Raw genomic sequence first — 15,951 nt, forward strand, 5'->3', positions numbered from 1 at the left:
GTCGTTCACCTCGGCTTCGCGTTCGCTTCCCCCCGGGCCGGCCGCCCGGACTGGGCCGCCGTGATCTCCTCGTACAACTCCGGCCGGGACTCCCTGAGATGGGCCAGGATGCCGCTCATCTGGGTGCCCACGTTCACGAACTTCGTCCGGGCGCCCTGGAACTCGACCTCGTCCACCTTCCGCGTCCCCCGGTGCAGCCCCACGACCGTCCAGTCGTCCAGGCAGACCGGGGAGCCGGAGGAACCGCCCCGGGTGTCGGTGAAGTACAGGATGTCGTGCTCGTCCGCCCGGTAGACCAGGTTGTTGCGCAGGGCGACCCGCTTCGGCAGCCCGCCCGGATGCTGGATGATGTTGACCGGGACCCGCTGCCGCTCCCGGACGAGCAGCGGCCGGGTGGCGACCCGGAGCGTGGGGCGCTCCTCCTGGCCGGCGGCGAGCCGCACGATCGCGTAGTCGAGTTCCGCGTCCCAGGCCGCGAGCTCGCCCGCCGTGGCCTCCGGCGCGGCCTCCGCGTTCTCGACGAAGTCGAAGCGGGAGCGCGACATGAGCGCCTGGAGCCGCAGGTCCTCGTCGCTCACGTACGGCCGGACCCCCGACTCCCACGAACGGGCCATCACCACGTGGTGGTTGGTGATCAGCAGCCCCGGGGCGATCATCCAGCCGGTGCCGCCGTGCGGATACGAGGGAAGCAGCGGCGCCCCCGACTCGTACGGCGGGATCCGCAGCAGCGCCACGGACGAGCCGGCCCGGATGCCGCCGTGCAGGAACTCGTACGGCACGGTGTCGTCCTGGAGGACGATCTCCTCCTTCATCTCCCCGGGCATCATCTCCGCCGGGAGCTCCGCCTCGCCGGTGATCGCGCGGGCCACGGCGTCCAGCGCGCCCTGGAGGACGGCCCGCGGGCCCTGCTCGTGGGTCTGCTCGATCGCGTTGTGCAGCCAGATCTCCAGCGGCACCAGACCGTCGAGGAGCCGCTCCACCTGGTTCATCGCGTTGAGGTCGGTGTGCGCCTGCTCCAGGGGGTCGTCCAGCGGTTCGAGGGTGGCCGTGAAGTAGTCCGGGATGCCCCTGAGCAGGGCGGGGCGCAGGGCCCGGTCGGCGAGCCCCGCCTGCAGCGCGGCGTTGCGGACCCGGACCAGCTCCTCCTGCGGCAGGAACGGCACCTTGCGGAGCGCGGCCCCGGCGGCGTTCGGCGGCGGGCGCGTCCACAGGCCGGTGCGGGGTCCCTGCTCGGGGCCGCGTCCGACCGGGACGGTTCCGGGCGGGGCGGGCGCGTAGGGGGCGGGTGCGTAAGGGCCGGGTGCGTACGGCGCGGTGCTGCGCGGGGGCGGGCTCGCGTCCATCGCGGAGGCCACCCCGAGCAGCAGGTCACCGCTGCCGTCCCGGAGCGTCAGCGCCTGCCGGGCCACGCTGTCCAGGGTGCCGCGCCGCCGCGCCTCCCGCAGGTCCCGCTCGATCCGCTCCAGGTCCGGACGGCCGGGACCGGGAGAGGGCTCCCGGCCGGCGGCGGACTCCAGGATCCGGGTCAGCGGCACGAGCAGACCGGGCTCGTCGGTGAGCGTGGTGTCGATCCAGCGGGCCAGCTCGGCGACCACCGCGTCCTCGTCCGCCGGGAGCCCCACGAGCCGCAGCGTGTGCTCCAGGAGCCTCGGGTCCGCCCGGTACGCCGTGGCCGCCGCCGTACGCGCCAGGGAGGGCTGCCGGGCCAGGTCCGCGTCCGGCATCCCGCGCAGGGTCCGGGCGAGCCGCTTCTCCGTGGGCGCCGCGTCGCCGTCCGCGAGCGCCGCCAGCCGCGAGCGGGCGACGAGCACGCCCAGCGACTCGAAGCGCAGCCCGAGACCCGCGGCGATGTCCTCCGCCTCCTGGAGGTCCCGGTCCGCCGCCGCGAACTCGCCCGCGTCCTGGGCCAGCCGCGCCGACAGCTGGAGCAGTTCGAGCTGGGTCTCCGCGCAGCCCGCCTCCTCCGCCCGGTCCACCGCCCGCTCGGCGCCCTCGCGGGCCTCCGCCGAGCGCCCCGAGCGGGCGAGCGTCTCGGCGAGCAGCGCGTGCAGCCTGCTGCACGGCGTCCACGGCCGGCGCCCCTCGAGGCGCTGCGCGGCGGCCTCCACGTACCCCTGGGTGAGCAGGTCCTCGACCTCGCGGGCGGCGATCCGCTCCCAGTCCTCCTGGTCGGCCTCGGTCATGATCTGGTCGGGCACGTGCCCGCCGATCCGGCCGAGGAGGAACGCCGCCGAGCGGTGCGACATCTCGCGGTGCGTCGACCCGCCCAGGTAGGGCGCGGCCTCCTGATCCCAACGGGCCTCCACCGTACGGGGGTTCTCGCCGAGCCGGAGCCGGTGGTAGATCTCCTCGGCGCGCTCCCTGGGCCCCTCGCGCTCCGCGTAGTAGGCGACGGCCCGCCGGTCCACGGCCCGCATCAGATCGGTCCGGGCGCTGTCCGAGAGGCGCAGCATGATGGCCCGCAGATCCGTCCGGTGCCGGATGGCCTCGGGTCCCGCCGACTCCATCAGGTCGACCCGGGAGGTGAGCAGCCCGTAGAGCCGCCGGGCCTCGCCGGGGGTCTCGACGGTCAGCCCCGCGGGCCCGGCCAGGACCTCCCGGATCAGGTCGGGGGTGATGAAGCGGAGGGCGAGACCCGCCTGCACGAGGGCCCGGACGTCCTCCTCCGCGATGTGCTTGAGCAGTCGGTCGTACAGTGTGCCCTGGATCAGCATCTGGTCGACCTGCCGGTCGAAGTACCGGCGCCGGGAGGGCAGTCCGCGCAGCAGCTCGCCGAGGGACGGCGAGTCGGCGCCCAGCGCGACGGCGGTCCGGGCCGCGAGCTTGAGGCTCAGCGGATGTCCGCCGATCCGGTCGACGAGGTCCTCGGCGAGCGGCTCGTCCGTCACCCCGGAGGACATCAGCAGGTCCACGGAGGCCTCGTGGTCCAGCTCGGTCAGCTCCATCGTGCGCGGGGTCAGGATCCGGGCCGGGTGGTCGATCGGGGCCCGCCCGGAGACGATGAACCGCAGGCGCGAGTAGGCCGCCCGCAGGGCCGTCCAGACGGCCCACATCCGGGCGATGACGGGCGAGCCCCGGTACTGGGCCTCCTCGAAGGAGTCGACCACCACGACCAGCGGCGGCGACGGTTCGCCCGGCGCCGGGCGGACCGCCTCGGCGACCAGGGACGCGGCCCGGTGGGCGAGTTCCTGCTCGCGGGCGCTGGCCCGGGCGTGGAAGTCGGAGGAGATGTCGCGGCCGAGCGTCGTCCGGGTGCCGGCCAGCTGGTACAGGTCGTCGAGCTCGTTGCGTTCGCCGCGCTGGAGCGCCGCCGTCCGCTCGCACTCGTCCGCCAGCTCCTCGAAGGCGGCGCGGTGCGGCGGATGCTGGACGCCGAGCTGCCGGGCCATCTCCGCGAGCACCGTGGCCGGTTCGTGGACGGAGAGCGTCGGACGCGCGAAGTCGATGTAGGCGAAGGGGAATCCGGTGGGGCCGGCGGCGGCGAGCGCGTCGACGAGGAACTTGGCGAGCAGGGTGCTCTTGCCGATGCCGCCGACGCCGTGCAGCAGGACCGGCGGCTCCGCCGGCTCCTCGGGCAGCGCGACATAGGCGTGCAGGGAGTCGAGCTCGGCGGTGCGGCCGTGGAACGTCCCCTGGACGAGCCGGCGCATCGGCTGGAGCAGCCGGGCCCGCTCCAGGCGGTGCTGCACGTCGTCGACGTCGGGCAGCCCGGTCACGCCCGGGACGCGGCTCAGCCAGAGCGTGGCCTGGAGCGAGTCGGAGAGCACCTGGACCTCGTCGCGGGCGTTCGGGCCGGGGCCCGTCGGTCCCGCGCCCTCCGCAGGCGGGCCGGACCCCACGGGGGGCAGGCCGGCGCCGGTCAGCAGGGCCAGTGCCGTGCGCTCCGGCCCCGGGCCCTCGGGGCGGAGGCCGATGTTGGTCCGGAGGACGCGCAGCGCGGCGTCCGGTCCGTCCAGGCCCGCCAGGGCCGCGTCCCGGATCTCCGGCTTGAGCGTCCAGACGGTGGCCCCGGGGGCCGGCAGGGCCGTGCAGTCGTCGACGAGCTCCAGGACGGCCCGCCCGGTGGCCCGCTCCTCGCCCGGGAGCCGCAGCCGCGCGGGGTCGAACTCCTGGAGCAGGCACGCGGCCTCGCGGTAGGACCTGCGCAGATCGGGCAGCGCGGCGGCGGGGGCGGCGAGGCTGGTGCGCAGGGCGTCCCGCAGCACGTGACCCGCCTCGCCCGGCGGCGGCGACGTCGGCGGGAGCGCCCGGTGGAGCCGTACGACGTCCTCCACGGCCGTGCACAGCCGCCGCATGTAACTGTCCTCGCCGTCCGGCGAGTCGACGGCCCGCAGCACCTCCGCCACGGCCGTCTCCGTGAGCTCGCGGACGGCCGACTCGTCCCGGTCCGCAGCCGTGTCGGTGAAGAACTCCGCGAAGAACTCCCGGAGATCGTTCTCGTCGGCGACACGGGTCGTGTCGCGGCACTCGTTCTTCCGGATCTCGTACGGGAGCTGCCGCATCGTCGTCGCGTAGCCGAGCAGCACCAGACGCGGCACGGTGTCGGCCCGTACCGGGGTGTGTTCGTAGATCGCCCGCGCGAGGACGCCGATGCAGTCCCACACGTCCGAGTGCGGATCGAGCCGGTCGCAGTCGTCGAGGACCAGCCAGAAGCGCTGCTCGGCGGCGGTGGCGCGGGCGACGATCCGGTGCGCGGCGTCCTCGAAGGAGGGCAGTGGATCGTTCAACCGGGTGGGATCCAGCGGGACCCGGTCGGCCTCCGGCCCCGTCACGAAGGCCGAGAGCCTCTCCATCAGGCGTGCCGCCGTGGACGTGCGGGAGAGCGTGACGCGGACCGGACGGAAGTCGCAGTGCTGGCCGAGGTGGCGGATCAGCTCGTACGTGTAGGACCGCCCGCTGTCCGGGGGCCCGTCGACGACGAGCACCGTCTGCTCCGGGTCGGCGAGGAACTCCCGGAGCTTGCGGCGCAGCTCGCGCCGGTTCAGGAAGACCTCCGTGCCGTGCTTCAGGAGCGTGCTGTCGAACGGATCCCGCGGGGAGCGGCGCAGCTGCTCGTCGTCCCGCAGCCGGGTCAGCAGGTTCCGGGCCTCGGCGCCCTGCTCGAAGGCGTGCGGGTCGTCGATCGCGGCCAGCGCGTCGAGACCCGCGAGCACGGAGAGCAGCCGCCGCTGGTGGGCGATGTCGCGGCGGGCCGCCTCGACGACGAGCAGGGCGTTCCGCCGGGGGTCCGGGGTGAGCGGCAGGTCCTCGACGAATCCGGCCGGCAGGCCGGCGCGGAGCAGCCGCGCCCGCGGGTCGGGGGAGTCGAGGAGGTGGTCCCGCACCCAACTGGCGACGAGGCCCCACTCCGTCTCGGTGAGCGGCATACCGCACCTGCCCGGCGCTCTTCGCGCAGCGCCGGTCGCTCCGGCGCCGGACCTGACGAGATCAGTCGTGACCGGACGTCACCGGTCGAGGCCAGACGAACTGGCTGATCCCCTTCATCGTTTCACCGGCCGGGAACCGTCGCAATCGCTGCCCCGGGTCCCGTCCGCGTCAGGGGTGCAGCACGATGTCCTCGTACGACTCCAGGCGCCGCCAGCGGTCCTCCGGCGCACGGGTCGGCGGCATCACGTCCACGTCCGGCAGCGGCCCGAACTCCAGCTCGGTGATCTCCGCGACGTCCGAGACGGGCACCTGGTACGTGCGGAACGGGCCGAGCGGCGGCGGCGCCCCGGCCTTCGCTCCCGCCAGCGCCCGCTCCGCGTCCCGGCTCAGGTCGGGGCTCTGGTCCAGGACGTACGCGGCGGAGGCGAGTGCCCCGTCCTGGACGAAGGCGGCCACCTTCCAGAACCGCAGCGGCACCTGCACCCCGCGGTACGGCGGGTCGGAGTCCTGGAGCACCGGGCCGGTGAGGACGGTCAGCTTCCGGTCGTACTCGGCGGCGTGGTCGAGCAGATAGTTCTCCAGGCCCTGCCAGAGCTGCTTGCCCTGGTTGAAGACGTCCGCCTGGGGAGCGGCGTTGGTGAAGTGGAAGGTGTCCGTATTGGCCAGGGACGCCACGGCCGAGGCGCCCCAGACGGGGTCGAGCCGGCGGACCAGATGCCCCCGGTCGAGGCTGTTGTTCCGGTAGACGTCGTCGCCGGCCTGCTGCTCCTTGGGCAGCCGGGGGTCGTACTCCCAGACGTCCTCGCGGGGCACGTCCTCCAGGAGCTGCGCGCCCTCGATGCAGACCGCGGTGGAGGCGGCGAGCCGCCGGTCGGGCCGGAAGACCACGGTGAAGTGGGTGTACGGCAGGATCACCGTCTCGATCGTGTCCCGGACCGGGAGCGCGAGCGGGACGACGGGGCCGAGGAAGGCCTCGTCGTAGCCGGTGCGGTCGGCGAGGGCGGCCAGGCGTTCGGCGGGCGCCCGGCCGGGAGGGAGCGGCGCGTCGGAAGGGTTCATACGATGTAAGTACCGCGTGGAGAGGGTCGCGCTCGGCGTCGGACCGCAGGCCACTCGATCAGCCGCCCCCGGCACCCCCGCCCCGGGCATCCGCCCCCGGCGTCCCCGCCGTCGCCCCCGCCCCGGCATCCCCCGTCCCGGCATCCCTGCGCTCCGCACGAGGAGGCACCCCATGGCCACCGGACTCTCCCTGCACGTCGGACTGAACGCCGTCGACCCCGCCCGGTACGAGGGCTGGGACGGCACCCTGAACGCCTGCGAGAACGACGCCCACGACATGGCGCGGCTCGCCAGGTCCGTCGGATTCGAGGCCACCACCCTGCTCACCCCCGACGGCACGGTCGCCAACATCACCTCCGTGCTCCACGAGGCCGCCGCCCGGCTGGTCCCCGGCGACATCCTGCTCTTCACCTATTCGGGCCACGGCGGTCAGGTCCCCGACGTCACGGGCTCCGACGACGAGCCGGACGCGCTCGACGAGACCCTCGTCCTCTACGACCGGCAGTTCCTCGACGACGAGGTCCAGGAGGTGTTCCGCGCCTTCGCCGACGACGTACGGATCGTCGCCGTCTTCGACTGCTGCCACAGCGGCAGCAGCATCGAACTGCCCGGCGGCGCCGCGGAGGAGACCACCGGCCGCTACATGCCGGAGCCGTGGCAGCAACGGCTCTACGAGCGCGACCGGCCCTTCCTCGAAGAACTCCAGCGGACCCTGGCGAAGGAAGCCCCCGCCGACGGGACAGCCCCGGACGCACTCCTCGTCTCGGCCTGCCAGGACAACCAGGTCGCCGCCGACGGCGCCGTCAACGGCGCCTTCACCGGGGCCCTGCTCCGGGTGTGGGACGAGGGCGCCTTCCGCGGCGACTACCGCACCTTCCACCGGGCCATCCAGCGCCTGCTGCCCCCGACCCAGAGCCCGAACCTCTACCTGACCGGCACCCCCGCCCCGGACTTCCTGGCCCAGAAGCCGTTCACCGTCTGAGACGGGCACCGGTCCCGGGAAAAGAGAAAGGCGTCCCGGAAAACAGAAAGGCAAGGAGGGACGACCTCTCCTTGCCACTCTCAAGATATAGCGCACAGGGGGCCTTGCGGCAAGGCCCCCTTCGTCCTGCACAATCGCGGCTCGAAGCTTTGAACTGCGGAAATACGGGGCGTACTGATGATTGACGTGATCGTGGTCGGCGGCGGACCGACCGGCCTGATGCTCGCGAGCGAACTGCGCCTGCACGACGTGGGGGTGGTCGTCCTCGAGAAGCTGACCGAGCCGACCAAGGAGTCCCGGGGACAGGGCCTGCACGCGCGCAGCGTGGAGATGATGGACCAGCGGGGCCTCCTGGAGCGCTTCCGGGCGGTCAGCGAGCCGTTCTCGGTCGGCGGCCTCTTCGGCGGCGTGATGAAGGCATGGCCCGAGCAGCTCGACACGGCCCACCCGTACGGCCTCGCCACGCCGCAGCCCGTCACCGAGCGGCTGCTCAACGAGCACGCGCTCGAACTCGGCACCGACATCCGGCGCGGGAGCGAGGTGGTCGGGATCGACCAGGACGAGGACGGGGTGACCGTCACGCTCGCGGACGGCACCGAGCTGCGCTCGCGCTACCTCGCCGCGTGCGACGGCGGACGCAGCACGGTCCGCAAGCTGCTCGGCGTCGGCTTCCCCGGCGAGCCCGCCACGGTGGAGACGCTCCTCGGCGACATGGAGGTGACCGCGGACCCGGAGACGATCGCCGCCGTCACCGCGGAGGTGCAGAAGACCCAGCTGCGGTTCGGTCTCAAGCCCCTCGGGGACGGCGCGTGCCGCGTCATCGTGCCCGCCGACGGGGTGGCCGAGGACCGCACGACCCCGCCGACCCTCGACGACTTCAAGACCCAGCTGAAGGCCTTCGCCGGCACCGACTTCGGGGTGCACTCGCCGCGCTGGCTGTCCCGCTTCGGCGACGCCACCCGGCAGGCCGAGCGCTACCGGGTCGGCCGGGTGTTCCTGGCCGGCGACGCCGCGCACATCCACCCGCCGACCGGCGGCCAGGGCCTCAACCTCGGCATCCAGGACGCGTTCAACCTCGGCTGGAAGCTGGCCGCCGCGGTCGCCGGCTGGGCGCCGGAGGGCCTGCTCGACACCTACGAGGCCGAACGCCACCCGGTCGGTGCCCGCGTCGTGGAGAACACCCGCGCGCAGATGACCCTCCTCGGCGCCGACCCCGGGGCGACCGCGCTGCGGGAACTGTTCTCGAAGCTGATGGACTTCGAGGAGGTGAACCGGTACATCACCGGCATGATCACCGCGGTCGACGTCCGCTACGACCTCGGCGAGGGCCATGAACTCCTCGGCCGGCGGCTGCGGGACCTGACGCTGAAGCAGGGGCGCCTGTACGAGCTGACGCACGGCGGCCGGGGCCTGCTGCTCGACCGGACGGGCCGGCTCTCGGCGGAGGGCTGGGCGGACCGGGTCGACCACGTCGTCGACGCCGGCGAGGAACTCGACGCGCCCGCCGTGCTGATGCGGCCGGACGGCCACGTCGTCTGGGTCGGCGAGGACCAGGTGGAGCTCGCCGCCCGCCTGACGGAGTGGTTCGGCGCCGCGAAGGCCTGAGCCCTGCGGTGACCCGACGGGCGGGATCCGGTGCTCAGGACCCCGCCCCTCGGGCCCCGGCACGGACCTGCCGTGGGGCGGGCCTCGGGGTGGTGGTGGGGCGTCGGGGGCCGGTCGGGTGGGGCGGTCGTGCGGGTGCCGGGGCGCCTGCGGGCGGGTGCGGCGTACACCGTGGACCTACGGCCGCAACGCCGTCGCCAGTTGGGCGCGGGAGCGGACGTCGAGCTTCTGGTAGATGCGGGTCAGCCGCGCCTCCACCGTCTTCACGCTCAGATACAGCTTCGCCGCCGCCTCCTGGTTGCTCGCGCCCTGCCCCACCAGCCGGGCGAGCCGCAGCTCCGCCTCCGTGAGGGAGGACAGCGCGGGCACCGACTCCTCGCCGCCCGAGCCGGGTCCGGTGGCCTCGCCCGCCGGCGTCTCGCTCGCCAGGGCCAGCCACGGGGCCGCCCCGGCGCGCTCGAAGACCGACGCCGCCTCGTGCAGGGCGCCCTGCGCCGCCGACCGGCGCCGGCGGCGCCGCTCCACCCGCGCCAGGGCGATCAGCGCCCGCCCCTGCTCCAGGGGCAGCCCGGCCCGCCCGAAGCTCTCGGCCGTACGGGTGAGCAGCTCGGCCGCCTCGTCGGTCCTGCCCTCCGCGGCCAGGCACAGGGCGTACGCCCGGTCGCAGCCCAGCAGGACCGTGGACCGGCCGAGCCGCTCCGCCACCGGCCGCACCTCCGCGAGGACCGCCAGGGCCTCGTCGCCCGCGTCGTGCGCGAGCAGCGCCTCGGCCAGCTCCTCGTGCCAGCGCAGCATCGACGGGTCCACCGTCGACTGGGCGCGCTCGTCGGCCTGGACCCGCCGCAGCGTCTCCAGGGCGGCGGCGACGTCGCCGGTGATCAGCTGGACGCGGCCGAGCGCGTACCGGCTGCGGGAGAGGAAGACGCGGTCGCCCTCCTCCTCCGAGGCCTGCACACTGCGGCGGGCATAGCTCGCCGCCCGCGCGAAGCTGCCGCCCGCGGTCTCCGCGAGCGCCAGGGTGTACCAGGCGGGGCCGGGGGAGAGCCCCGCCTCCAGGGTGAGCGCGAGGGCCTGCCCGGCGTGCGCGAGGGCGGCCGCGCAGGCGCCCCTGCGGGACTCGACCGCGGCCAGGGTGGAGAACAGCTCGATGGTGTCCTCCACCGAGCCGCGCCGCTGCACCAGGGGGAGCAGCGCGTTCAGCTCGTCCCGCGCGTCGTCCAGCCGGTCGTCGAAGAGGGCGTGGCGGATCGTCAGGATCTGGGCGGCGTTGCGGATCCCGAGCGGGCGCTCGGCCCGCTCCAGGGCACGGGCCTGGCCGAGTACGGTCTCGGCGTCCGGAGAGCCGAGGGCACGCTCCATCCGCGCCTGCACCGTCAGGGCCTGCGCCGCGAGCCGGGGATCGCCCATCGAGGCGGCCAGCGCCGCCGATTCGACCGCGGCCGTGCGCGAGCGCTCCGGATCGCCGTCCGCGAGCACGTACTTGACGGCGAGCCGCAGCTGCACGGCGGCCCGCAGGGCGGTGTCCCCCTCGGAGTCCTCCATGGCGTGGACGTACATCTCGTCGAGCCCGGTGAGCCCCTGACCGGCGGTGTCGAGCACGGCGAGCCGCGCCCTGACCCGGTCGGACGGCACCGCGTCCCGGGCGAGGAGATCCGTCGCGGCCCGCATCGCGAGGTCCGCGCGGGCCGCCCGGGCGGCCTCCTCGGCCGCGTCCACGAGCCGCGCGATCCGCCGCGTGCCGTGCCGGCCGGGCGTCGACTCGGCGGCGAGCAGGGCCAGTTCCGCGGCGAGCGCGCTGTTCCCGCGCCGCCGGGCCAGATCCGCGGCGGCCGCGACCTCGGCGGCCAGCTCCTCGTCCGGCCGCTCGGTGGCCAGCGCCCGGTGCCGTACGGCCTCGACGGGGTCGTCCACGACCTCCGCGAGCGCCGCGTGCCCGGCGCTCCGCTCCGCCCAACAGGCGTCGTGCACCAGGGTGGAGGGCAGCAGTCCGGCGGTGAACGTCACCGAGCCGTCCTCGGACAGCGACACCAGATCGGCCCGCTCGGCCGCCGCCAGGTCCGCCTCCGCGGTCGGCCGCCCGGCCCGGCGCACCAGGGTGGCCGAGGGGCGCAGCGCGAGCGCGGCGAGCAGCAGCGTCTCGCGTACGGCGGGGGGCGCGGCGCCCAGGAGCTGGCGGGCGAGGTCGCGGGCGCGCCCGGAGAGCGTCAGCGCCTCGGCGTGGTGCACGGGGGTCCGCGCGTCGGCGAGCGAGCGGCCCACGGCGAGCGCGAGCCGCGGATTGCCGCCGCTCGCGCGGTGGATGCGGCCGGCCATCCGGGAGGGCAGCCGGTGGTGGATGAGCAGTTCGGCGATCTCGTCGGCGTGCAGCGGCGGGACGCGCAGCACGTCCGCCTCCGAGGGCACCCAGAGGTGCGCGGCGTGCGGGTCCTCGTGGCGGTGGCTCTCGCGGTACGGCGCGTGGGCCTCGGCGTACGGCTCGGGGGTCTCCACGGCCACCACCCGCAGCGCGGGCGGGGCCAGATGGAGGGCGAACCGGAGCAGGTCCGCGCTGTCCGCGTCGACGTGCTGCACCCCGTCGACGACGAGCAGGACGGGGCCGCGGCAGGTCAGGGCGCGCAGGATCCGGGCGATGCCGAGGCGCAGCGCGATCGGGTCCCAGCCGCCCGCGTCGATCGGCGCCTCGCGGCAGAGCATGGCGACGGCGGTGCGCTGGGGTCCGGGCAGCTGGTCGAAGACGCCGGAGGCGAGCACCCCCGAGTCGAGGACTCCGGAGGAGAGCACGCCCGAGGCGAGGGCGTCGGCGTCGAGTGCGCCGGACGCGGGCCCGCCGGAGCCGGCCGGGCCGGCGGGGGACTGCCCGGGCGGGTGCGCCGCGGCCGGTCCGGGGACGGGCCGGCCGGTGCCGAGGCCGGGCCAGGTCACGGTCGCCGCCACCGAGGCCACGAGCGCCGCGGCGGCGGCCCCGGGTATCTCACGGTCGGACGGCAGGGTCGCGAGCCACAGCACGGTCTCGCCGCGCGCCTCGGCACGGGCCGCCTCGGCGAGGGCGACCTCGGTCTTGCCGACGCCGGCGGGTCCGGTGAGCAGGGCGCGGCCCCGCGTGTGGAGGGCCCGTTCGAGCCGGGTGAGGAGTTCCTCGCGGCCCACCGGGGCAGGGCTCTGTGGAGCTGTCGTCACTGTCCACCACCTCCGGCCCCTCGGGGCCCGGCCCATGGACCCCGTGCGCAGAGGATACGGAGCCCACCGGCACAGTCCAGGCCCCTTGTCCGGCATTCGGACAAAGGGCCTGGCGGGCGGGCACGGCCCCAACGCCAGGACGCGCCAGTGGTGTAGACCACGGGCGCGTCGCTGACCAGCAATGATGCTGATGTGGGGGGTGGTTCAGAGGTGGTGCGGTGGTGCGTCAGAAGGTGAGGCTCCACGAGTCGATGTAGCCGGTGTCACCCGAGGCCACATCGCGGACCTGGAGCTTCCAGGTGCCGTTGGCGACCTCGCTCGACGCGTCGACCGTGTACGTCGCGAGGACGTTGTCGGCGCTGTCCGAGGAAGAGGAGGCCTTCAGGTTGCGCACCGTGCCGTCGGGGGCGACCAGGTCGATGACCAGGTCCCCGCGCCAGGTGTGCTTGATGTCCACGCCGACCTTGAGGGTGGCGGGGGCGTTGCCCGTGCGGCCGGTGACGGCGATCGAGGACGACACGGTGGTGTTGTCGGAGATCGTGACGTTCGTCGCGTTGGTGAAGACGGTGCCGGTCGGCGGGGTGGTGTTGAGGACCGCGTCCACGGCCTTCGCCGTGTCGGCGATGCCGGTGCCGCAGCCGCCGGTGCAGGTGCCGGGCAGCGGGCGGGCGTTGTTCTTGATCGCGGACTCGATGTCGGCCGGGGTGAGGGTGCTCTTGGCCGACTTCAGCAGGGCGGCGAGGCCGGCGATGTGCGGCGCCGCCATCGAGGTGCCCTGGTAGGGCTTGTACGTCTCCGTCGACTGGACCGTGAGACCCGAGTTCAGCGTGGAGTAGATCGCGTTCTCGGGGGTGGTGACGGTGCCGGGCGTGTCCGTGGCGTTGCGGGTCTCGCCACCGGGGGCGGCCACGTCCACGATCGTGCCGTAGTTGGAGTAGTACGAGCGGGAGCCGGCGCGGTTGGTCGACGCCACGGTGATGACGTTGGAGCAGTTGGCCGGGGTGAAGCCGGAGGCGTTGGCGTTGCTGTTGCCCGCGGCGACGACGACGGTGGTGCCGCGCGAGACGGCGCCGTTGATCGCGGTCTGGTAGACGCTCGGGCAGGTGGAGCTGGCGCCGCCCAGGCTCAGGTTGATGACCTTGGCCGGGGTCGCGTTGGCCGGGATGCCCGGCACGGTGCCGCCGGAGGCCCAGGTGATCGCGTCGGCGATGTCGGAGGACGAGCCGCCGCACTTGCCGAGCACGCGCACGGGCTGGATCTTCGCGTTGTACGCGATGCCCGCGATGCCCTTGGTGTTGTTGGTGGTCGCGGCGATGGTGCCGGCCACGTGGGTGCCGTGCCAGGAGGAGTTGGAGGCGGTGGAGCCGGTGCCGCACTCGCCGGCGGTGGCGTTCCAGTCGCCCTCGTCCTTCGAGTCGGCGTCGCGGCCGTTGCCGTCGCGGGCGTCGGCGGAGTCCGAGATGAAGTCGTAACCCGCGATGACGTTGGACGCCAGGTCCGAGTGGGCGGCGTAGCCGGTGTCGATGACGGCGACGGTGACGCCGGAACCGGTCGTCTTGTCCCAGGCTGCAGGAACGTTCATGCCACCGGTGGGCTCGAAGAGGTCCCACTGCTTGGCGTAGTCGGTGTCGTCCGGGGTGACAGCCATCGCGTAGGCGCGGATGTCGGGCTCGACCGAGGCGACGGCCGGGTCGGCGCGGAAGGCGTCCATGACCTCGGTCACGTCCTGCTTGGTGGCCTGGCCGCCCAGGTTCACCAGGGCGGCACCGCCGGCGAGGCGGCGCTCGAAGGAGAGCTTCTCGCCCGTCTGCGCGGCCTTCTCCGCCGTGTCGCTCTTCGCGGCGGTGTTGGAACCGGCCTCGGCCGTCCGGGTCTTGTAGGTGACGATCACCTTCTCGACGGGGGCGCTGGGAAGCGCCCGCATCGCCTGCGAAGCCGGACCCGGCTTCGGGGTGGCTGCGACCGGGGCGGCGGCGAACGCCCCGGAAGTCATGGCAGCGGCACCGAGGATCGCGGCGCTCGCGACCACGGATATGACTCTCCGCCTGGAACCGTTCAAGGTGTGGCCCTTTCGAGTACGACGTAACTGCGGAGCAGTGGCGGCGGCGCGGGACGCACGGAGCGAAGTGGGGTCGCGTCCGCCGTTCCCTGGGCTTGGGGGGCCCGTGCGCCGCCACCGGCGCGACGGCCCGGGTCAAGGCCGCCACCGGCGGACAGCACCCTCCGCATGCACCTGTCAGGGTGCGCTCAGGGGATGATATCTGCCGGTGCGGAGGACAGTAGGGAACGGGGGGGTGAACCCGATACGGGGAAAACCCTTGTCACCCCTCAAGGGGTGGCGGGGGTCCGGGGAGGGTGCCCGCCACGAGGCCGTACGGGGGCGGCTGATCAGCCGAGTTCGAGGGTGGTGACGCCGAACACGCGCTCGCGGGCCACCGGCCGGACCGGGCCCGTGTACATCCTGGCCGTCTCGAACGTCGGCTCCAGACCGCGCTCCTGGGCCAGCCGGGCCGCCGCGGGGTTCGCCTCCGGCATGTCGACCGCGATCCGGTCCGCGCCGAACTCCCGCGCCTCGGCGGCGAGCCCGTCGAGGAGGGCGGCCGCGTCGGCCGGGGTGTCCGCGAACAGCGGCCCCACACGCGCCTCGTCCTCGGCGGGACGAACCACCCCGAACCCGGTCAGACGACCGTCGACGACCCGGGCCAGCGCCCGATGGCCGGGCGTGCTGAGCCAGGTGTCCAGGAACCGGGGCCGGTCGGCGTGGTGGCAGCGGTTGTCGTACGCGGAGAGGGCGGCCCGGTCGACGCGCTCGGCGGCGACCAGGCCGGCCACCGGGCGGTCGGGGGCCGGGACCTCGCCCACGTACCGCGCGGTGCGGTACGCCGTCGCGAAGCCGGAGCGCCGGTAGGCGTCCTGCTGCGCCGGCACCCCGTCGAGCCCGACGGACCGGCTGCCCGCGTGGGCGAGGGCGGCCTGCCAGGTGGCCAGGCCGTATCCGAGACCGCGGAGTTCGGGGCGGACGAGGTAGAAGCCGAGGAAGGCGTAGTCGGCGTCGTAGGTGACGACGGAGATGGCGGAGACCGGCTCCCCGCCGACCCGGCCGAGGAAGAAACCGGAGGGGTCCTGGGCGAAGAACGCCGGAATGTCGGAAAGCCCCGGATTCCATCCCTCCGCGGCGGCCCAGGACCGCACGAGCGCCCACTCGTGGGGGGTGGCGGACTCGACGGAGAGGGAGGCCATGGGGTGTCCTTCGGGCGGTCGGAACCGGGGCAAAGCGCGCCGAGCATAACGCCGGGGGTGCGGTGCCGCCGCCTCCGCCGACCGATTCCGGCCGCCGACCGCTCGCACGGACCCGCGCGTGCGCTGGGCGGCGCCGGGCTTCGCGTGAGCCCGCGCGCGTGCGGGGCGGCGCCGGGCTTCGCGTGAGCCCGCGCGCGTGCGGGGCGGCGCCGGGCGGCCGTGTGGGCCCGCGCCCGTGCTGGGCGGTGCCCAGGCCCGCCCCCGTGTGGGCCCGCACCCAGGTGGACGTCGCCCACCGCCCGTGTGGCGCCCGCGCCCGTGCTGGGCGGCGCCCAGGTCCGCGCCCGTGTGGGCCCGCACCCAGGTGGACGTCGCCCACCGCCCGTGTGGCGCCCGCGCCCGTGCTGGGCGGCGCCCAGGTCCGCGCCCGTGTGGGCAATCGTCCCGCTGGGGCGGGACGGGTGGGCACACGGGACGGCGCGCCCAGCGGCGCCTCCGCGTTCCGCGCCTGGACCCGCACC

7 protein-coding genes are annotated in these 15,951 nt (G+C 74.7%); 2 read left to right on the forward strand and 5 right to left on the reverse strand.

The features are described 5' to 3' along the window. Nucleotides 1-5 precede the first annotated feature (5 nt). Entirely contained in the window at nucleotides 6-5,366 is a 5,361-nt protein-coding gene (locus ACWGN5_RS33060) for a trypsin-like peptidase domain-containing protein (RefSeq protein ID WP_453522109.1), read from the reverse strand. Nucleotides 5,367-5,535: 169 nt separating this feature from the next. Beyond that, complete coding sequence (locus tag ACWGN5_RS33065) at nucleotides 5,536-6,426, reverse strand: DNA/RNA non-specific endonuclease (RefSeq protein ID WP_453522110.1); 891 nt, start codon at nucleotides 6,424-6,426, stop codon at nucleotides 5,536-5,538. Between the two features lie 172 nt (nucleotides 6,427-6,598). Between ACWGN5_RS33065 and ACWGN5_RS33070 the strand changes: the two genes are divergently transcribed. Together ACWGN5_RS33070 and rox are read left to right on the forward strand one after the other, a co-directional pair. Beyond that, nucleotides 6,599-7,408 (forward strand): caspase family protein, encoded by an 810-nt coding sequence (locus tag ACWGN5_RS33070; protein ID WP_453522111.1) that lies wholly within the window; start codon nucleotides 6,599-6,601, stop codon nucleotides 7,406-7,408. A gap of 177 nt (nucleotides 7,409-7,585) precedes the next feature. Beyond that, nucleotides 7,586-9,013: a rifampin monooxygenase gene (gene rox / locus ACWGN5_RS33075; protein WP_453522112.1), complete on the forward strand. Its 1,428-nt coding sequence runs from the start codon at nucleotides 7,586-7,588 to the stop codon at nucleotides 9,011-9,013. Nucleotides 9,014-9,190: 177 nt separating this feature from the next. Here rox and ACWGN5_RS33080 read toward each other — a convergent pair whose 3' ends face one another. The 3 genes from ACWGN5_RS33080 to ACWGN5_RS33090 form a co-directional block, all read right to left on the reverse strand. Continuing rightward, complete coding sequence (locus tag ACWGN5_RS33080; protein ID WP_453522113.1) at nucleotides 9,191-12,190, reverse strand: AAA family ATPase; 3,000 nt, start codon at nucleotides 12,188-12,190, stop codon at nucleotides 9,191-9,193. Between the two features lie 226 nt (nucleotides 12,191-12,416). Then, nucleotides 12,417-14,114, reverse strand: coding sequence for a S8 family serine peptidase (locus ACWGN5_RS33085; protein WP_453522115.1), 1,698 nt, complete (start codon nucleotides 14,112-14,114; stop codon nucleotides 12,417-12,419). Between the two features lie 464 nt (nucleotides 14,115-14,578). Further along, a complete protein-coding gene (locus ACWGN5_RS33090) occupies nucleotides 14,579-15,430 on the reverse strand; it encodes a GNAT family N-acetyltransferase (RefSeq protein WP_453522114.1) in 852 nt (283 codons plus the stop codon). Nucleotides 15,431-15,951 lie beyond the last annotated feature (521 nt).

The organism is Streptomyces sp. NPDC055815, assembly GCF_053616475.1.